Annotated in this window: 16 protein-coding genes; 13 read left to right on the top strand and 3 right to left on the bottom strand. The window is 35.0% G+C overall.

The window, feature by feature from the left end; all coding sequences use genetic code 11:
* The 13 genes from EM308_RS12570 to EM308_RS12505 all read left to right on the top strand — a co-directional run bounded on the left by EM308_RS12570 (position 1) and on the right by EM308_RS12505 (position 17,208).
* A complete protein-coding gene (locus EM308_RS12570; RefSeq protein WP_035636902.1) occupies positions 1-1,293 on the top strand; it encodes a GH36-type glycosyl hydrolase domain-containing protein in 1,293 nt (430 codons plus the stop codon).
* A 73-nt stretch (positions 1,294-1,366) separates the two neighbouring features.
* Entirely contained in the window at positions 1,367-3,616 is a 2,250-nt protein-coding gene (locus EM308_RS12565; RefSeq protein WP_035636905.1) for a DUF4838 domain-containing protein, read from the top strand.
* 42 nt (positions 3,617-3,658) lie between these two features.
* Positions 3,659-5,560: a DUF1565 domain-containing protein gene (locus EM308_RS12560; RefSeq protein WP_197056128.1), complete on the top strand. Its 1,902-nt coding sequence runs from the start codon at positions 3,659-3,661 to the stop codon at positions 5,558-5,560.
* A 112-nt stretch (positions 5,561-5,672) separates the two neighbouring features.
* Positions 5,673-7,853, top strand: coding sequence for a glycoside hydrolase family 3 N-terminal domain-containing protein (locus EM308_RS12555; RefSeq protein ID WP_035636907.1), 2,181 nt, complete (start codon positions 5,673-5,675; stop codon positions 7,851-7,853).
* Between the two features lie 30 nt (positions 7,854-7,883).
* Positions 7,884-10,151, top strand: coding sequence for a GH92 family glycosyl hydrolase (locus tag EM308_RS12550; protein WP_035636908.1), 2,268 nt, complete (start codon positions 7,884-7,886; stop codon positions 10,149-10,151).
* A gap of 334 nt (positions 10,152-10,485) precedes the next feature.
* A complete protein-coding gene (locus EM308_RS12540; protein ID WP_035636957.1) occupies positions 10,486-12,102 on the top strand; it encodes an ABC-F family ATP-binding cassette domain-containing protein in 1,617 nt (538 codons plus the stop codon).
* 231 nt (positions 12,103-12,333) lie between these two features.
* Complete coding sequence (locus EM308_RS12535; RefSeq protein ID WP_035636911.1) at positions 12,334-12,768, top strand: WxcM-like domain-containing protein; 435 nt, start codon at positions 12,334-12,336, stop codon at positions 12,766-12,768.
* Between the two features lie 148 nt (positions 12,769-12,916).
* Complete coding sequence (gene pyrR, locus EM308_RS12530) at positions 12,917-13,456, top strand: bifunctional pyr operon transcriptional regulator/uracil phosphoribosyltransferase PyrR (RefSeq protein WP_035636917.1); 540 nt, start codon at positions 12,917-12,919, stop codon at positions 13,454-13,456.
* 96 nt (positions 13,457-13,552) lie between these two features.
* A complete protein-coding gene (locus tag EM308_RS12525; RefSeq protein WP_035636924.1) occupies positions 13,553-14,479 on the top strand; it encodes an aspartate carbamoyltransferase catalytic subunit in 927 nt (308 codons plus the stop codon).
* 10 nt (positions 14,480-14,489) lie between these two features.
* Entirely contained in the window at positions 14,490-14,822 is a 333-nt protein-coding gene (locus EM308_RS12520; RefSeq protein ID WP_035636926.1) for a hypothetical protein, read from the top strand.
* A gap of 116 nt (positions 14,823-14,938) precedes the next feature.
* Complete coding sequence (locus EM308_RS12515; RefSeq protein WP_035636928.1) at positions 14,939-15,850, top strand: ribonuclease Z; 912 nt, start codon at positions 14,939-14,941, stop codon at positions 15,848-15,850.
* 46 nt (positions 15,851-15,896) lie between these two features.
* Complete coding sequence (gene pdxH / locus EM308_RS12510) at positions 15,897-16,541, top strand: pyridoxamine 5'-phosphate oxidase (RefSeq protein ID WP_035636929.1); 645 nt, start codon at positions 15,897-15,899, stop codon at positions 16,539-16,541.
* Positions 16,542-16,704: 163 nt separating this feature from the next.
* Positions 16,705-17,208: a CAP domain-containing protein gene (locus tag EM308_RS12505; protein WP_035636930.1), complete on the top strand. Its 504-nt coding sequence runs from the start codon at positions 16,705-16,707 to the stop codon at positions 17,206-17,208.
* Positions 17,209-17,282: 74 nt separating this feature from the next.
* Here EM308_RS12505 and EM308_RS12500 read toward each other — a convergent pair whose 3' ends face one another.
* The 3 genes from EM308_RS12500 to EM308_RS12490 all read right to left on the bottom strand — a co-directional run bounded on the left by EM308_RS12500 (position 17,283) and on the right by EM308_RS12490 (position 20,977).
* Positions 17,283-19,232 (bottom strand): OmpA family protein, encoded by a 1,950-nt coding sequence (locus EM308_RS12500; protein ID WP_035636931.1) that lies wholly within the window; start codon positions 19,230-19,232, stop codon positions 17,283-17,285.
* Between the two features lie 49 nt (positions 19,233-19,281).
* Positions 19,282-19,968 carry a tetratricopeptide repeat protein gene (locus EM308_RS12495; RefSeq protein WP_035636933.1) on the bottom strand — a complete coding sequence of 229 codons (687 nt, stop codon included), beginning with the start codon at positions 19,966-19,968 and terminating at the stop codon, positions 19,282-19,284.
* Positions 19,969-20,065: 97 nt separating this feature from the next.
* Positions 20,066-20,977, bottom strand: coding sequence for a PorP/SprF family type IX secretion system membrane protein (locus EM308_RS12490; protein WP_035636936.1), 912 nt, complete (start codon positions 20,975-20,977; stop codon positions 20,066-20,068).
* Between the last annotated feature and the right edge of the window lie 132 nt (positions 20,978-21,109).

Here is a 21,109-nt window from a genome sequence, read left to right as displayed (position 1 = left end):
ATGAAAAAAATAGCATTGTCAATAGTAGCACTTACATTTGCCCTGACCGCTTCGGCTCAGCAAAAAGCTACTATTGATAAAAATTTAGCTGACAAAATTAAAAACGATTCCTATATGCCTTTTGTCAAAAACAAGGCTTTGGCGGTAATGAAAACAGGTGTAAATGCAGGTGACGGTTACCGTGAAGTTTGGATTCGAGATTATAATACCTTTATCGAATTGGCTGCACAAGTCACCAAAAAAGAAGAAATAAAAGAAAATCTTTTGGTGTTTTTCAGAATGCAGGGTGAGGATGGAAATATCATTGATGGCTATACGCCAAAAGAAAAAATTGGAAAAGGAGAAAAGGATTTTTCATATTCTAAATTAGAACCAAGATACGCTGCTCATAAAAATACGGTAGAAACCGATCAAGAAACTTCATTGGTTCAAGCGGTTTATAAATACATAAAACTGACAGGCGATAAATCAATTTTGAATGAAAAAGTTGGTGATAAAACTGTTTCACAAAGATTGGAATGGGCAATGGATTTCCTGATGGCTCATCGATTTACCAAAAAATACGGCTTGATAACCGGTGCAACTACCGCCGACTGGGGCGATGTGCAACCAGAACCTGGTTACGGAGTAGATGTTGATGGAAACACGCACATTGCCTGCGATATTTATGACAATGCAATGTTTATTATTGCGTTAGATAATATGATTGAAATGATTCCTTCAACTAAAAATAAATGGGGAAAAATCAGAAATGATGTTGCCAAAAATTGTCGAACCTATCTTTGGGATGCAAAGAAGCAAAAGTTTATTCCGCACTTGTATTTGAATGGTTCCCCTTTTCCATCTGATTTTGACGAAAATAATATTTTCTATTTCGGAGGAACAACCGTTGCTATGGAAGCTGGATTGTTGAGCAAAAAAGAGGTGAAAGCCTCATTGGACGAAATGGTAAAAAGGGTTAAAGAAGCTGGAGCGTCTTCTATTGGTTTAACTCTTTATCCTCCTTATCCAAACGGTTATTTCGTAAACAAAATTATGAATCCGGTCTATAGTTATCAAAACGGTGGAGATTGGACATGGTTTGGTGGAAGAACTATCCAACAGTTAATAAAATATGGTTATGTAGAAGAAGCCTACAGAGAAATACAGCCGATGCTGAAACGTGTAAAAGACAATAATGGTTTCTACGAATGGTATTCCATAAAAAATGAGCCTAGAGGTTCCGGAACTTTCAGAGGCGAAGCTGGCGTTTTGTACACAGCAATTGTAATGTTCGAAAATTTGAATAAATAGAATAAAATTAAGATGAAGCTAATTTATGTTGTAATTGGCTTCATCTTTATGTTTTTTTGCTAACCTAAACCAAATGAAAAATAGTAGTAACCAATTTAAGTCAGTAAATAGTTTGAAAGTATTATTCTGTTTGCTGTTGTTTCCTTTTCAGTTTAATTCTTATAGTAAAACTATTCCTCTTGTAACCAATGGGAAAAGCGATTATGTAATTGTAATTTCGTCAAAGGAAACCGAATCGGAAAAGAAAGCAGCTTTGCTTTTGCAAAAATACGTTTCTCAAATTTCGGGTTTTGGACTTCCGATTTCAAATCAATTGGTAAAAAGGAAAAAGGCAATTTATATCAATATTTCCAATGCCATACAAAATCCAGATGGATTTTCGATAAAGACAAAAAATGAATCGCTTTTTATTGAAGGCGGTTCCAAAAAAGGATGTATTTATGGTGTGGTAACTTTGCTGGAAAAGTACATGGGATGCCGTAATTACAGTGCAACTTACAAGGATATTCCTTTTAATAAAAACATTAATTTACCCGAAATTAATCTGACAGACGCACCCAAAAACGATTGCCGAATTGTTTACATCGTTGACAAAGTGGGGCAGGAATTTTATGATTGGAATCGACTTAATAGTGTTGACGAAATTTTTGCCGAAGGCTATTATGTGCATACTTTTGGGAAATTGGTTCCGTGGCAGGAATATTTCAAAACGCATCCAGAATATTTCTCAGAAATGAATGGCAAAAGAAATATCGATCAGTTGTGTTTGTCAAATCCCGATGTCTTGAAATTGACAATTGAAAAACTGAAAAAAGAAATGGCTCTTCAGTCAAATGAGAACTATTGGTCGGTAAGTCAGAATGATAATTTTTCGTATTGCCAATGCGAAAAATGCAGTAAAATTATCGCTGAAGAAGGAAGTCCGTCTGGGCCAATTATTCGTTTTGTAAATGAAGTAGCCAAACAATTTCCGGATAAAATTATCTCGACTTTGGCTTACGAATATTCGAGAAAAGCGCCTCTTATTACGAAACCTGCCAAAAATGTTCAGGTAATGCTTTGTACTATCGAATTGAATCGAAGCAAAGCTATTGAAGACGACAAAGGGAGCGAATCATTTAAGAATGATATAATTGAGTGGGGAAAAATCTGCAATCATATTTATTTGTGGGATTACGATATTGATTTTGCCAATTCTGTGAGTCCTTTTCCAAATTTACACGTGTTGCAGCCAAATATTCAATTTTTTGTAAAAAATAATGTTTCAGCTCATTTTCAACAGGCCAATGCTTCGGTGGGATCTGAATTCTCGGAACTGAAGGTGTATTTGCTTTCCCGTTTATTGTGGAATCCAAATGCCGATGTGAGTCAGATTACAAATGAATTTTTGGAGGGTTATTATGGTAAAGCATCTCCTTGGATAAAAAAATATATTGAAAAATTGGAAAGTGAATTAAAGAAAAGTGGGGATGGACTGGATATTTACGAACATCCAACAAGTCATCAGAATACGTTTCTTTCACAGAACAATATCAATGAATACAATACTTTTTTTGATAATGCCGAAAAAGCTGCCCAAAACGACGCAACGCAGTTACTACATGTAAAAGTGGCTCGATTACCATTGCAGTTTGCTATTATGGAAATAGGTAAAAATGATATGTTTGGTCCACGGGGTTGGTATACCGAAAAAAATGGTGATTACACAGTAATTCCCGAAAAAGTACAAATGATAGAAGATTTCTATTCGGTTTGTAATCAAGCTAATATTGATCATTTAAATGAATCGGGATTGACACCGAAGTCGTACTACGAAAGCACCAAAAGATTTATTGATGTTCAGGTAAAAGGAAATCTTTCATTTAAGAAAAAAGTAACTTCAAGTCAAACACCTTCTCCACAATACAGTAAAGGAGATTTGGCTTATTTGACAAATGGTGTAAGAGGTGACAGTAATTATAAAGTGCATTGGTTGGGCTGGGATGGAATTGATTTTGATTTAACTCTCGATTTAGAGAAAACTGTCAAAGCAAAAACAATAGAAATCAGCTCGCTTTGGGATGCCAAAAGTTGGATACTTCATCCGGCTGGTGTTCGTTGTCTGGTTTCGGAAAATGGTAAAGATTTTACCGAAGTTGGAAATATTCAGACCGAAGGTAATCAGGAAAAAGCAGATGTCAATAAAGTTTTTTTATTTAATGCTCCGCAAAAAAACATTCGTTATGTCAAATTTGAAGTAAAAGGAACAAAGCAATTACCGCAATGGCATCCTTCAGCAGGTTCAAAATCCTGGGTTTTTATCGATGAAATTGTAGTGAAATAAAAGATTAAGTAATCATTAGTAATTAATTGTAAATCAACTAAAATGATAAAAAAAATAGTAATGTTTTTTGCTTTAGCGACAGTAAGCCTTTCGGCAAAAGAAATACATGTGTCTGTTAAAGGGAATGATACAAATGAAGGAACAATATTAAAACCATTCAAGACAATTAACCATGCAGCTCAAATTGCTGTTGCGGGTGATATTGTGATTGTACATGCAGGGACGTATCGTGAAAGAATCAATCCAAAAAATGGAGGAGAGAGTGATTCTAAACGAATTATTTACAAAGCCGCTGATGGAGAAAAAGTCGAAATCAAAGGCTCTGAAGTTTTGACCGGCTGGAAAAAAGTGGATGATGAAGTTTGGACAATTGTGATTCCTAATTCTTTTTTCGGGGATTACAATCCTTTCAAAGATTATGTAGCCGGAGATTGGTGTAATAATAATGCTAAAATTCATACCTGCGATATCTTTATCGGGGGAAAATCACTTTTTGAAAGAAATAAAATAGAATTGGTAAAGTATCCCGTGGAAGACGAAAAGGTAAAAGACAAAGTTAGTACTCTTTATGGTTGGTATGCCGAAAGCAACGAACAAACAACAACGATTTGGGCCAATTTCCAGACACGCAACCCTAATAAAGAATTGACAGAAGTAAGCATCCGTAAAACCTGTTTTTACCCTGAAAGCGAAGGACTCAATTACATCACCATCAGCGGATTTGATTTTAGTCAGGCGGCAACTCAATGGGGAGCTCCAACGGCAGAGCAAGTAGGTATGGTGGCCACACATTGGAACAAAGGATGGATAATTGAAAACAATATTATTCACGATTCAAAATGCGTGGGGATTACACTTGGAAAAGAGCGAAAAACGGGTCATAACGTTTGGACTCAAGATTTGGGAAATGTTTTTAATGATGGTAATATTCATTATATAGAAGTTATTTTTAAAGTATTGAAAAATGGCTGGAACAAAGAAAATATTGGTTCACATATTGTAAGAAACAATAAAATTTATAACTGCGAACAGGCAGGAATTTGTGGGAGCATGGGAGCTGTTTTTAGCACAATTGAAAACAATCATGTTTTTAATATTCATCAAAAAAAGCAATTTGGTGGTGCCGAATTAGGCGGAATAAAACTCCATGCGCCAATCGATACGCAAATTATTCATAATCGTGTTAACTCGGTTGATGGTCCTGGAATTTGGTTGGATTGGATGACTCAAGGAACAAGAATTTCAAGAAACCTAATGTATGACAACACTTGGCAAGATATTTATGCCGAAGTTGATCATGGTCCATATTTGATTGATAATAATCTTTTACTTTCTGAAAATGCAATTAATCTTCAGTCTACTGGAGGCGCAGTTGTTCATAATTTGATTGCCGGAACATTTGAATTGGGGCTGAATCAAACGAGATCCACGCCTTATCATTTGGAACATTCTACGGAAATTAAAGGTTTATCGGAGATTGTTCCCGGAGACGACCGTTTTTACAATAATATTTTTTTAACTAAAAAAGAATTGAAGGGAGAAAGCTATCCGGCAGATCAAAAATTTGGATTGGACGATTACAAAAAAGCTAAATTACCGGCTTCGGTGGACGGGAATATTTATTATGGAGGAGCAATTCCTTATTTTAAAGAAGTTAATTTTATCGAAAACAAAACTCTGAATCCTAAGTTTTCTTTGACAGAGGAAGGAGATAAAGTTTTTATTTCTTATAATGTTGCTAGTGATTCGGGTTTGAATACAAAGATGGTTACTACTGATTTGTTAGGAAAAACAACTGTTTCCAAAGGGAAATTTGAAAACCCAGATGGTACGCCATTAAAAATTGATACAGATTATTTGGGAAATAAGCGTTCTGATTCCAATCCTTCCGCGGGAGCTTTTGAAAAGAAAGGAAATAGGATTGAGAAATTGCAAGTTTGGTAAAAGTTGTTTATTGATTTTCAAATTAAATTGTTATCAAGTAAAACGATTTAGTATTTTTGAAAAAAATAGAGTGAAGAATTCTTTGTGATTATAAATAATTCCAAAAAGAAAAATGAAAATAAATTTGAAAAAGATTTCAATTGTACTGTCAATTTGCTTTTATACAGTTATAACTGTTGCGCAACAGAAAGTACCAGCATACAAAAATCAGGATTTACCTGTTGACAAAAGAGTTGAAGATTTGTTGAAACAACTTACTGTTCAGGAAAAAATTTCGTTGATAGGTTTTCAAAGTCGACCTGTGGAGCGATTGGGAATTCCGGCCTATAATTGGTGGAATGAGGCTTTGCATGGTGTTGCCAGAGCTGGACGGGCAACTGTTTTCCCGCAGGCTATAGGAATGGCGGCTACTTTCAATGACGAATTGTTCCATGAAGTTGCAACGGTTATTTCGACCGAAGCTAGAGCCAAAAATAATATGGCTGTTGCCAAAGACCGTCGTTTGCAATATATGGGATTAAATTTTTGGTCACCAAATATCAATATTTTTCGGGATCCTCGCTGGGGAAGAGGTCAGGAAACCTATGGTGAAGATCCTTTCCTGACTGGGAAGATGGGAACTGCTTTTGTAAAGGGAATGCAAGGTGATAACTCAAAATACATGAAAACGGCTGCTTGTGCAAAACATTTTGCCGTACATAGTGGCCCCGAAAGCAGTCGTCACTCTTTTAATGCAATCGTCGATGAAAAGGACTTGAGAGAAACTTACTTGTATGCTTTCAAAAAACTGGTTGATGCCAATGTTGAATCTGTGATGTGTGCTTATAACCGCGTGAATTCGGAGCCTTGTTGTACAGGAAAAACGTTGCTGACAGATATTTTACACAAAGAATGGGGTTTCAAAGGTCATGTCGTAACCGATTGTTGGGCATTACAGGATATTTACGAAAGTCACAAAGCTTTACCAAACAGTGTAGCTGTTGCGGCGGCGGCAATCAAAGGCGGTGTGAATATGGATTGCAGTGATTTGTTGCAAAAAGACGCAATCAAAGCATTGGAACAAAAATTAATAACCACAAAAGATATTGACAACGCACTGGCGCCTTCTTTACGCACGCAATTCAAATTAGGATTCTATGATAAACCCGAAGACAATCCTTATAGAAAATATGGAGTGGACAGTATTGCCAATTCTTACCACATTGGACTAAGTAGAAAAATGGCGGAACAAAGTATGGTTTTGCTAAAAAATGGTCTTGTGAATGGCTCAAACATTTTGCCAGTAAACAAAGAAAAATGCAAATCGATTATGGTGGTTGGTCCTAATGCCGCATCAATTGATGCTTTGGTGGGAAATTATCACGGGATTAGTGATAAAGCAGTGAATTTTGTAGAGGGAATTGTTGGGGCAGTTTCACCAGATACACGAGTGGAATATGATATGGGCTGCGACTTTAACGATACGCAACGTTTCAATGGTATGTGGGGTTCATTAATGTCTGATTTAACCGTTGCCGTGATAGGATTCAATCCTGTTTATGAAGGTGAGGAAGGTGATGCTTTCTTGGCCGATGGAAAAGGTGATAGAAAAAACATGGAATTACCGGCTTCGCATATTGCCTACATGAAAGCACTGCGAAAAGGTTCGAAATCTCCAATAGTTGCAGTGATTACTGGCGGAGGAGCAGTAGATGTTTCTTCAATTGAACCGTATGTGGATGCGATAATTTTTGCTTGGTATCCAGGTGAACAAGGAGGAACTGCATTGGCCAATCTTATTTTTGGTAAAGTTTCTCCGTCTGGACACTTACCAATTACGTTCTACAAATCCTTCAGTGATTTGCCAGATTATAACAACTATGCGATGGGAGGCAGAACTTATCGTTATTTTAATAAAGAGGTGCAGTATCCTTTTGGTTTTGGGTTGAGTTACACTACTTTTGACTATAATTGGCTTCAAAAACCCGACAATGTAAAAAAGACTTCCAACAAAATTTCGATGCAAATAAAAATTCAAAACACAGGACAATATGATGCCGATGAAGTGGCACAGGTGTACATTGAATATCCAAAAATGGACAGAATGCCATTGAAAGAACTAAAAGCATTTAAACGAGTGTCTATTACCAAAAGGAATTCTCAAAATATTACTTTGGAAATTCCGTTGGAAGAGCTTCAAAAATGGGATGAAGTTCAAAAAAAGTTCCAAATTTATGAGGGAAAATATACTGTAAAAATAGGTTCGAATTCGAGAGATACACAATTGGAAGCGAGTTTCGAGATTGTGAAGTAGAGAAAAGAATAAAGAGAAAAGAATATAAAAATGAATAAAAATTTAAAATCCGCATTTATTACAATGGCAGCTTTTTGTTGTTTGCAAATGCACAGTCAGTCGGCCAAACAAAATTTAACACAATATGTAGATCCTTTCATTGGAACCGGATTCCACGGTCACGTTTTCATGGGGGCAAATGTGCCTTTTGGTGCCGTTCAGCTGGGTCCTGTGAATATTTCACAGGGTTGGGATTGGTGTTCTGGATATCATTATTCAGATCCTACAATTATTGGGTTTTCGCACACACATTTGAGCGGAACAGGAATTGGAGAGCTTGGAGATGTTCTATTTATGTCTGCTGTTGGTAAAATCAATTTGAAAAAAGGAACTGCCAAAGACATGGAGAATGGTTATATTTCTTCATTTGACCATAAGGACGAAGTTGCAAAACCAGGCTATTATTCGGTTATTTTGAAAAAGAACGGAATAAAAGCCGAAATGACGGCTTCTGAAAGAGTAGGATTCCAAAAATATACATTTCCGGCTTCGGATCAATCCCATATTATTTTGGATTTGGTTGAGGGAATCGGTTGGGACAGAGCTGCCAATACGTATATCCGTGTAAAAAATGACACTTTGATCGAAGGGTATCGTTTTTCAAAAGGCTGGGCTGTGGACCAACGTATTTATTTTACAGCAATTTTGTCAAAACCCGCAAAGAAAATCCAATTGTACAATAATACAAAAGAGATGATTAATAAAGTGGTTATGGGAGACAGCGCCAAAGCGGTAATTCAATTTTCTACTTCAAAAGACGAAGTCATCAAAATCAAAGTGGGGATTTCTGCGGTGAGTGCCGAAAATGCATTAATGAACATCAAGAAAGAAATTCCTGGCTGGAATTTTGAAAAAGTTGCCGCCACAGCAGATGAAAAATGGAACAAAGAATTGAACAAAATTGCGGTAAAAACAAATGATAATGCTAAAATGAAAACGTTCTATACCGCTTTCTATCATACGATGATTGCGCCCTCCATTTATAACGACAGCAATGGTGATTATTATGGAACGGACAAACAAGTACATAGATCGGCTGGTTTTACAAATTTGACGACTTTTTCTTTGTGGGATACTTATCGTGGTGCAAATCCATTGTTTACAATAACACAAGAGGAAAGAGTTTCGGATATTGTTAATTCGATGTTGGCGATTTACAAGGAATCTGGGCATCTTCCGGTTTGGCATTTGATGGGGAATGAAACCTATTGTATGCCGGGAAATAGTGCTATTCAAATTGTAGTCGATGCCTATTTGAAAGGAATAAAAGGAATTGACGGAGAATTAGCTTTTGAAGCGGTAAAAGCAACAGCAATGCAGGATGATCGCGGATTGAATTATGTAAAAACACTAGGGTATATTCCTGCAGATAAATTGAAGGAATCAGTAGCTATCGGAATGGAATATGCCATTGCAGACGGCGCAATTGCTATGATGGCTAAGAAGATGGGGAAAACCGAAGATTATAATTATTTCTTCAAACGTTCAAAAGCGTATCAAAAATATTATGATGCTTCAACAACTTTTGTCCGTGGGAAAGTGAGCGATACAGAATGGAGAACACCATTTGATCCGTTCAAATCGGCACATATGAAAGATGATTTTACCGAAGGAAATGCTTGGCAGTACACTTGGTTGGTACCTCATGATGTGGAAGGATTGATTGCTATGTTGGGAGGAGAAAAAAAGTTTACCAATAAACTGGATAATTTATTTACTGCAAAAGGAGATATGGGAGCCGAAGCTTCCAACGATATTACAGGGTTAATTGGTCAATACGCACACGGAAACGAGCCAAGCCACCACATCACGTATATGTACAATTTTGTGGGTCAGCCTTGGAAAACTGCTGAGAAAGTACGCTACATTATTGACAATTTATACAGTGATAAACCAGATGGACTTTGCGGAAATGAAGATGTTGGACAAATGTCGGCTTGGTATGTTTGGAGCGCGATGGGAATGTATTCTGTGAATCCTTTCAACGGGGTTTATGTCTTTGGAAGTCCATCAATGGATGAATCGGTGTTGAATTTGGCCAATGGCAAAAGTTTTTCTGTAAAAGCAGTAAACAATAGTCCGAAAAATATTTATATACAAAAAGCAACTTTGAACGGAAAAGACTATACTAAAAGTTATATCCTTCATTCGGATATTATGAAAGGTGGTGAATTGATTTTTACAATGGGTGCGACTCCTTCTAAAAGTTGGGGAACAAGTATAAAAGATAGACCTTATTCTATTGAAGTGAAAAAATAGTAAGTTATTATAAAGGTTAAAATTTTAAACCATTAAGAAATTAAGTTTCATTAAGTCTAAATGTTTCCTAATTTCTTAATGGTTACTTTTTTTGAGATACTTCTAAAAAAGCAAAATATTCGTTTTTTAGCCCCGATCGAAGTGAAAATCCTTGTAAACCGTCTCGTCCCTAAAGACGAGAGGTTTACAAGATTGCAACGGAGAGCGGGAGGAATGTTGATAAAAATGTCTAATGCTTCTGCTCCAAAAAAATAATAATGGAACTCGTTTTTTCAGTAAAAAAGAATTGACATTTTTTTGTACTTTTGCACAAAATTTTAATAAAGAAACATTCATGTTAACAGTCAATAATTTATCAGTTCAGTTTGGCAAAAGAATTTTGTTTGACGAAGTAAATACAACCTTCACTCACGGAAATGTTTATGGAGTTATTGGAGCCAACGGGGCTGGAAAATCTACTTTTCTAAAAATAATTTCAGGCGATATCGACCCAACTTCAGGTCATATTCATTTGGAACCAGGAAAACGTATGTCGGTTTTAAACCAAAACCACAATATGTTTGATGAACATACAGTGCTGGAAACCGTGCTGATGGGGAACAAAGTTTTGTATGCTGTAAAAACGGAAATGGATGCTCTTTATTTGGATTATAATGATGCAAATGCGGACAGAATAGGGGAGTTGCAGGTTCAATTTGAAGAAATGAACGGTTGGAATGCCGACTCGGATGCGGCTGCCATGTTGTCTAACTTAGGAATCACAGAAGAGAATCATTATACATTAATGGCGGATTTGGAAGGAAAAATGAAAGTGAGAGTACTTTTGGCTCAAGCCTTGTTTGGAAATCCTGATTTGTTAATTATGGATGAGCCTACCAACGATTTGGATTTTGAAACTATCGGTTGGTTGGAAAATTTCTTGGCAAACTATGAAAATACAGTAATTGTGGTTTCCCATGACCGTCACTTTTTGGATGCAGTTTGTACACATATTTCGGATATTGATTTTGGAAAAATAAACCACTATTCAGGAAATTACACTTTTTGGTACGAGTCAAGCCAATTAGCGGCAAAACAACGTGCGCAACAAAACAAAAAAGCTGAAGAAAAGAAACAGGAATTGGAAGAATTTATTCGTCGTTTTTCTGCGAATGTGGCCAAATCGAAACAAGCTACTTCTCGTAAAAAAATGATTTCCAAATTAAACATTTCCGAAATTAAACCTTCAAGCCGTCGTTATCCTGCCATTATTTTTGATCAGGATCGTGAAGCTGGGGACCAAATTTTGAATGTACAAAACTTAAGTGCTTCGATTGACGGTGAAACTTTGTTTAAAGGAGTAGATTTGAATATGGCCAAAGGCGATAAAATTGTTCTTTTCTCAAAAGATTCCCGTGCTACAACAGCATTTTATGAAATACTAAACGGAAACCAAAAACCAGATTCTGGTGAATTTGATTGGGGTATCACTACAAATCAAGCCTATTTGCCAGCAGAAAACCATTCGTATTTTGAAAATGATTTAACATTGGTTGATTGGTTACGTCAATGGGCGAAAACGGAAGAAGAGCGTGACGAAGTTTACATTAGAGGTTTCCTTGGAAAAATGATTTTCTCTGGAGAAGAAGCTTTAAAAACAAGCCGAGTTTTGTCAGGAGGAGAAAAAGTTCGTTGTATGTTGTCCCGAATGATGATGGAACGCGCCAATATCTTGATGCTGGACGAACCTACGAATCACTTGGATTTGGAATCGATTACGGCTTTTAACAACTCATTGAAAAATTATAAAGGTTCGGTTATTTTTACAACACATGACCACGAATTTGCTCAAACTGTTGGTAACCGCGTGGTTGAATTGACTCCAAATGGCGTTATCGACCGCTACATGACTTTTGATGAATACCTTGATGATGAAAAAATCCAAGAACAAAGAAAGAAAATGTATTCTTAATTGTTGATAAAGAAGATTATATAATAGAAACTCCCGTCGAAAAGCGGGAGTTTTTTTTGGTTTTAATAAGGGCGTTGTGTTAGGTTTTATTTCAAAAACCTGCGGCTAAAACTATTGATTATGGTATAATTTTTGTTTTGAAATAAAATCTGACATATAGTAATTAAAGTAAAACAATAAACTACTTTGGTTGTTTTTTAGGTATGTTGTTAATAGGTGTATTAAAAAGATATGAGTAAGATTGAAGTAATTAAAGGCGAGATTTTTAATGATTATCGTGGTAGAATTTGCTCCATGAACCATTTTAGGTTTGGTGAAGTGGAACGGTATTATTTTATCCATCATCTAGATACTGATGTGATTAGAGGCTGGCATGGACACCAATTCGAAAAGAAATGGTTTCAGTGTGTAAAAGGGGCTTTTACATTGGCTTTTGTTGAAATTGATGATTGGGATAATCCTTCGAAGGATTTGAAAGCTGAAATTTTTCATCTTTCCGAATCCGAAAGTCAAATTATTTGCTTACCAATGGGGTATGCCAATTGTATTAAAGCAACTCAAAAAGACAGTGTATTAATGGTGTTTTCCGGAAAAAGAGTTCCAGAGGCTTATGAGGATTCTTGGCGTTATGAGGCAGATAATTGGGTAGATTGGTCGAAATATTAAAAAGTTTTAGGCTATATTTTACCCAAAAAACATTTTTTTTGAAATATGAATTTATCTTTCAATTCAAAAAAAATATTTCCAACTTCAATTACCCAACAAATAAATTCATAATTCCTATATTTGTATTTCAAATACACAACACTTCATTATGAGTCAAAAAGTATTGCTCACTTCAAAAGAAGTCAATATCATTCTGCATCGTTTGGCCTGTCAGTTAATCGAGAAACACCTTGATTTTTCGGATACTGTTTTGATTGGGATTCAACCTAGAGGGACATTTTTGGCGGAGCGTTTAAAAGAGTTATTAGAAAAAGAATATCATATTTCGGATGTTTCTTTGGGGTATTTGGATATCACTTTTTTTAGAGATGATTTCCGCAGAACCAATAAACCTTTGGAAGCCAATAAAACCCAAATCGATTTTTTGGTAGAAGATAAAAAAGTAATTTTTATCGATGATGTACTGTACACCGGTCGTAGTATTCGTGCGGCTTTGACAGCTATTCAGTCTTTTGGGAGACCTTCGGGAATCGAATTACTGGCATTGATTGATCGCCGTTTTAGCAGAGATTTACCAATTCAGCCCGATTATCGTGGGCGTCAGGTTGATGCAATCAATGGCGAAAAAGTGAAAGTGTGCTGGGTTGAGCAAGATGGAGAAGATGGAGTTTACATGGTTACTAACTAAGTTATAAATGTTTATAGTTAATTGTTTATAGTTTGTTGTTCTCTCCCTTAACGATAAACAGCAAGCCATAAACCACAAACAAAAAAATAAAAAACAATGAGCGAATTAAGTGTAAATCATTTATTGGGGATTAAATATATTAATGAAAATGATATTAACCTGATTTTTGAAACCGCCGATCATTTTAAAGAAGTAATCAACCGCCCAATAAAGAAAGTTCCTTCGTTGCGGGATATTACGATTGCCAATATTTTCTTTGAAAACAGTACGCGTACAAAATTATCATTTGAACTTGCTCAAAAACGTTTATCTGCAGATGTTATCAGTTTTTCGGCTGCACAGTCTTCTGTGAAGAAGGGAGAAACTTTGATAGATACAGTCAATAATATACTTTCGATGAAAGTAGATATGGTGGTCATGCGACATTCAAATCCGGGTGCTGCTTATTTTTTATCAAAAAATGTAAAGGCAAGTATCGTAAATGCTGGAGATGGAGCTCATGAACATCCTACACAAGCTTTATTGGACAGTTATTCGATTAGAGAAAAACTAGGAGATGTTGCCGGAAAAAAAGTGGTTATTGTCGGTGATATTTTGCATTCAAGAGTAGCACTTTCCAATATTTATGCTTTGCAAATGCAAGGTGCCCAAGTTAAGGTTTGCGGACCAAAAACCTTGATTCCAAGATATATTGAATCACTTGGAGTAACAGTTGAATCGGATTTGCGTAAAGCGCTAGAATGGTGTGATGTAGCAAATATGTTGAGAGTACAAAATGAACGTATGGATGTGAATTTTTTTCCTTCAACAAGAGAATACGCTCAGCAATATGGAGTAGATAAAACTTTGTTGGATTCGCTCAATAAAGAGATTGTAATTATGCATCCCGGACCTATAAATCGTGGTGTAGAAATTACAAGTGATGTGGCCGATTCGCAGCAATCGGTGATTTTAAATCAGGTAGAAAATGGGGTTGCCATCAGAATGGCAGTTATCTATCTTTTGGCTTCAAAAATTCAGTAAATATTTGCATATGAAAGTTACGACAAAAGGACATACTACTATAATCAAAGATACTGAAGGGAATATTGTTGAATTTTTGGACAAAATTAATAGTCAGTATAACAGCTTCAAAGAGCATAATCTTATATTGGATATTTCACACGATAAATCGGTGGACGTAAAATCAATTAAAATTTTTTCGGATTTGGTAAAAAAACATAAAAAAGAAAAAAAGTCTTTGGTTTTTGTAGCACCGGATATTGATTATAATAAAGTTCCTGTTTCGATTACAGTTGTACCAACACAATTGGAAGCTCAGGATTTGATTGAAATGGACGAAATTGAAAGGGATTTGGGTTTTTAAAAGTTTAAAATTGTTTAATCGTTTAAAGATTTAATCTTTAATTTCTTTAATCGCCAAAATGGGTTAAACAACATTAAACCAACTTAAACAATTTAAACTTTAAACAAATATACAGATTGAAACTCACCATATTAGGCTGTTATGCCGCTACTCCGCGTACATTAACCAATCCCACTTCTCAGGTTTTAGAAATAAAAAACAGACTTTTTTTGATTGACTGTGGGGAAGGGACACAAGTGCAATTGCGAAAAATTAAACTGAAATTTTCAAAAATCAATAATGTCTTCATTTCTCATTTACATGGTGACCACTTTTTTGGATTGATTGGTTTGATTTCTACATTTGCCCTTTTGGGGCGCACTACCGATTTACATATTTATGCACCAAAAGGTGTGAAAGAAATAATTGATTTGCAATTGCGTTTGTCTAATTCGTGGACAAATTATCAATTGGTTTTTCATGAATTGGAATCAAAAGAGAGCGAAGTTATTTTTGAAGATGATAAAGTAATAGTAAAAACGATTCCGTTAAAACATCGCATTTACACCAATGGCTTTTTATTTCAGGAAAAAGTTGGTGAACGAAGACTTGATTTTAATGCGGTAAAGGATTATGAAATTGAGACTTGTTATTTTCAGAACATAAAAAACGGAAAAGATATAACTCTGGACGATGGTCGTATTATTGCAAACGATAAGTTGTCCTTAGACCCTGTTCCTGCTTTGAGTTATGCATTTTGTTCAGATACAAAATATCATGAAGGTATTATTCCTTTGATTGAAAATGTGAGCGTTTTGTATCACGAATCTACGTTTTTGCAATCTGAAGAAACATTGGCACAAAAAACAATGCATTCTACAGCCAAAGAAGCTGCCAGAATTGCCTTGAAAGCCAATGCAAAACAATTAATTTTGGGGCATTATTCAACTCGTTACGATAGTATTGATTTGTTTAAAAGTGAAGCCGAAACAATTTTTAAAGAAGTTTATTTGGCGGATGATGGTAAAAATTTTGAATTTAATTTTTAAAGTTACTTAGAATCTTAGTAACCAAATAATAAGTAATCAGAATAAAATGAGTGATTTAAGTAATTATAGAAAATCGTATGAAAAGAGTGAATTATTGGAATCTTCAATTCCTGATGATCCAATAAACCTTTTTAATAGATGGTTTCATGAAGTAGAAAATTTTGATGGAGCAGGTGAGGTGAATGCCATGACTGTTTCTACAATAGGTATTGATGGTTTTCCAAAGTCACGTGTTGTATTACTGAAAAAGTTTAACGAAGAAGGTTTTATTTTTTATACCAATTATAATTCTGAAAAGGGTAGGGCTATAGCCAATAACCCAAATGTATGTCTTTCTTTTTTTTGGGAAAGTTTGGAGCGCCAAGTGATTATTAAAGGAATTGCCCAAAAAACTTCTGAAAATATATCTGATGGTTATTTTGAGTCAAGACCGGACGGCAGCAAACTTGGAGCGGTTGTTTCTAACCAGAGTGAAGTTATTCCTTCTCGAAATTATCTTGAAGAAAATTTAAATCAATTGGAAAAAGATTTTGAAGGAAAAGAGATTCCGCGTCCAAAACATTGGGGAGGATTTTTGGTAACTCCCTTAGAAGTAGAGTTTTGGCAAGGAAGACCTAATCGTTTACATGATAGAATACGTTATAAACTTCAGGAAGATTATTCTTGGAGCATTTCTCGTCTTGCGCCATAATGTAAGAATATATCTTTTTATTTTGTAAAATACATGTAGTTCATCGATTTTTTTTGGTAGTTTATGGTTTAGTGAGTTTATTTGATATCAGATTAATAACCTAATCCATTAACATTAAAGCAGTTTGCCCCACATTCTACTTTAAACTTAAACTACTAATAGTATGAAATCGAATATACTTCGTTTGTCTTTCTTTGTGGCAATTTTGAGTTTTATGGTTTCGTGTACAGCTGATGATAGTTCATCTACAGATAACTCTCCTAGCTCAGCACTTGTTACGAACTATGAATATAGTCCCGTTGAATTGGAAACAATGGCTTTGATAAATGATTACCGAGCAAGTAAAGGCTTAAATCGTTTAGAAAAAATTAACTATATTTCTTATAAATCTGAAGAGCATGATAATTATATGATAGCCAATAACGTTGTAAACCATGACGATTTTGACGCTCGTTCCACAAATATCATAAAAGTTTTGAAAGCAAAACAGGTGAGTGAAAACATAGCTTATAATTACAATAGTGCGAAAGGTGCTTTTGATGCTTGGCTACTTAGCGAAAGCCACAGAAAAAACATTGAAGGCGATTATACTAATTTTGGTATCTCAGTTAGAGAGAATCCTACTACTGGTAAAAAATATTATACAAATATCTTCGTGAAGATATAAACTTTTGAAATAGCATTAAAAACAGAAAAACTACCATTTTACGGTAGTTTTTCTGTTTTTAATGCTGTTTCTAATTATAGAGCCATGATAATAAATTCGCTACGTCTATTTTGCTGGTGTTCATCTTCTGTACATTGTACTCCATCAGAACAGCGGTTAACTAATTTAGTTTCTCCATAACCTTTGCTGCTCAATCTATTTGGAGCAATACCATTTTTAATTAACCAATCTTTGGTAGATTTTGCTCTTCTCTCTGATAAAGCTTCATTGTATTTGTCTGAACCTCGACTATCGGTATGGGAACGGATGTCGATTTTCATATTTGGATATTGAGCCATTACATCTAATATTTTTGCTAAATCTAATTCTGCTACTTTTGTAATAATGGCTTTGTCAAAGTCAAAATAAATCCACTTAATACCGAAACATTTACCCAAATCATCACCAACAGCAACTTTACACAATGCTTTTTCGAAAGCAATATTCAATTCGTTTTTACATTCTTCTGTTGAAAGTGTTACTGTTTTTTCTGCTGTGCTATAATCTTCTTTTTCAGCTCTTACGCTATATGTTTTTTTGAATTCCAGATTTGTAAATGAGTAAAATCCTTTGTCGTCTGTATCCATATTTGCGATTGCTTTGTGCATTTCGTCAAAGAGAGTAACTTTAGAATTTGGCATAACCTGTCCGGTAGTCAATTCAGTTACAACTCCATATAATTCAGGTTTACATTTTGGTTTTAACCTTCTGGTTTCTAAAAATTGATAAATATCATCGAAACCTTTTCCGCCGCTTCTATTGGATGAGAAAAATCCAATTCTACTTTTTGTGTCAATCAGGTAGGCAAAATCATCTTTTGAAGAATTGACACCATCTCCCACATTTTCGACTTCATCAAAAGTTCCATCAGGATTTATTCTGGCAAGAAAAACGTCGAGACCCCCAAGTCCGGGATGTGTATCTGAAGAAAAATAAAGTTCATTTTCATTGGTTACAAATGGGAATGTTTCTTTTCCGGAAGTATTGATTACGTTTCCTAAATTTTGCGGGGTTCCAAAAGAGCCATCATCGTTGATAGCAACCTTGTAAAGGTCTGATTGGCCAATAGTCCCAGGCATATCTGATGCAAAATACAATGTTTTTTCATCTGAACTCAGCGCAGGGTGGGCACAGCTGTAATTGTTGCTATTAAAAGGCAATTCTGTAATATGATCCCAGGAATCATTCACTAGTTCAGCTTTGTAAATTTTTACCAAAGTAACTTTATTGCCGTCTTTGCCTTTTTTTCCTTCCAAATAATTATTTCTTGTGAAATACATTTTTTTGCCATCTTTTGAAAATATTGCGCTGGCTTCATGAAATCTTGATTTTACGCTTTTATCAAATTTGACTGGACTGGCAGGAATTAATGAATCTCCGGTTAAGTTTGATTCATACAGATTCGTAAAATATTGGTCGGTCCAACTGTGTCTTCTTTGTCCTAAGCTTCCGGTATCTCTTGCCGAAGTAAAAACTAATTTGTTTCCGTTGCGGAACGAACTTCCATAATCAGAATAAGGGGAATTAATTCCTGCATCTTTTACTTTATATCGACCAGAATTTGCTTTAATCTGATCCATATAATTTACTGTTTTGCCGGATTGTGGCTTAGCTGTATTTCCTGTTTTCTCATTATAAATTTTAAGCATTTCATCTGCTTTTTTGGTATCGCCAGCAGATCTAAGGCAGTAAGCATATCTATAATAGTACACAGGATCAACATCTGTTTTTAAAGCAAATAACTGATCATACCATTTTGCCGCCTGATCATATTCAGCGTTGAAGAAATATGCATTACCTAATTTTTGAAACATATCTGGTGACTGATATCCTTTTTCAGCCATTCTTTCATACGTTTTTATAGCGTCAATATAGGCGTAATTATCATATTTTTTGTCTGCTCTCGATACTTTTGCCTGTTGTGCATAAAAGCAAAACGAAAAAAGATTGAGTATCGTTAGGGATAGTACTGTAATGTTTTTCATAATAATTATTTTTAGATATCCTTAATTTCTTTTTTGATCATATTGGCTTCTATTTACCAGTTTGATTACTGGATAATTCATTGAATTTTTTAAAATATTCATCAGCCAGTTCTTTTTTACCTATTGCTCTTAATGAAATAGAGTAGCGATAGTAATATTCAGGGCCTAATTCTTTGGTCAAATTAAATAGTTTAGTATAAACACTTTCAGCTTTTTCAAATTCGTCATTAAAAAAATAAGAATCGCCTACTTTCTTCAACATGTCAACAGATTCAAATCCTTTGTCTGAAACTCTTTCATAAGTCTTAATAATATCAATATAAGCGTATGCATCTTTTCTTTTTGCCTTATCTGAAACTGTTATTGCTGCAGAAGGCACAATTTTTTTCAGCGTATCTGCTTTTAATGGTTGCACTTGTTCGGGTTGTACTTCATCTTCATATACCGGTGTTATAGTTCTTTTATTATTGGGTCCTAAATCATAAGTCCTGATTAACTTAGGATCTCGGACGTCATAAGTTGTCTTGAAACCGCCAAATTTTAAAGGAGTAATTTCTTCCACATGATAATATTTTATTTTTTTTCCGGCATTAGGATTATTTCCATTTGCAATAGACGATTGCATTTTTATTTCTGCTGGTTTCTTTTCATTAGTGGTACTGTTTTTTTTTTGTGCCCAACTACTGAAAGAAATGAAACTTAATATTATGGTATAAAGGAGGATTTTATTTGTCATGATATTTATTTTAAAAAAAGTGGCAACAATTTTTTGTTATAAATATAGATTTTATCCCTCAATATTCTTTAGAAAGAGTAGTATCCTTTTTGACGCATTAGAAAAATCTAGGTGTTGTCATTTTACTGTTTTTCTTGAATAGTTCATAGCGTAAGAATATCTCATGCGAACCAGAGTTATAATTTGCAAGCTCGGTAGTTTCAAAATCATAACCATAACCTACATAGAATGCATCAGATATTTGAAAACCTGCCATCGCACTCGCAGATGCGCTCCATCTATAAGCGAGACCAAGCACTAATTTGTCGCTAATCAAAAAATTTGTCGAAACATCTACCTGCAATGGAGATCCCTGAACAAGTTTGGTCATAAATGCGGGTTTGAATTTTACTGATTGACTTAAATCAAATACATAACCTCCAATTGCGTAAAAATTCATTTTTTCTTTATAAATAGCGACATCATTGTCGTTGTACTTATCAACTTCTAAAATATTTGGGACCGAAAATCCAAGATAAGCTTTATCAGAATGTAAATAGATACCGGCACCTATATTTGGAGAAAATTCGTTACTAAAATTCTGAAACTGAGGGTCTGTCTGATCACCCGGATTCAATTTAGTTATATCAATGTTGAGAATATTTGCTGTTCCTTTTACCCCAAAAGAGAGTTTGAAAGTTTCGGAAACCGGCAGGCTGTATGATAAATCAGCAGATATCGAATTGGAAGTTGATGGACCAATTTCATCATTTACTATGGAAACACCAAGTCCTAATCGACTATTGTTAAAAGGTGTGTTTACAGAAAATGTATTTGTAATTGGTGCACCGTCTAGGCCTACCCATTGCGTACGATGTAAAGCAAAGAAACTTAAAGCACCTCTGGAACCGGCATAAGCAGGGTTCACATTTATCGTGTTGTACATATATTGAGTATATTGAGCATCTTGTTGCGCATAACCTACAATGACTGTAAACATCATAACGATTGAAAATAATTTTGTTTTCATAGTTAGCTATTTGTGTTGGTTTAAATTGGCCATCTTTTAGATAGCGTAGTTTTGAGGATTTTTTTTATTGGCATTAATTATTATTAGATAGTTAGAAATACTCTGAGAAATAAACTTCAGAGTATTTCTAAA

Source organism: Flavobacterium gilvum (assembly GCF_001761465.1).
Classification (GTDB): domain Bacteria; phylum Bacteroidota; class Bacteroidia; order Flavobacteriales; family Flavobacteriaceae; genus Flavobacterium; species Flavobacterium gilvum.
The sequence above is the reverse complement of the archived record's forward strand: the minus strand, read 5'-3'. Positions and strand labels throughout refer to the sequence as shown.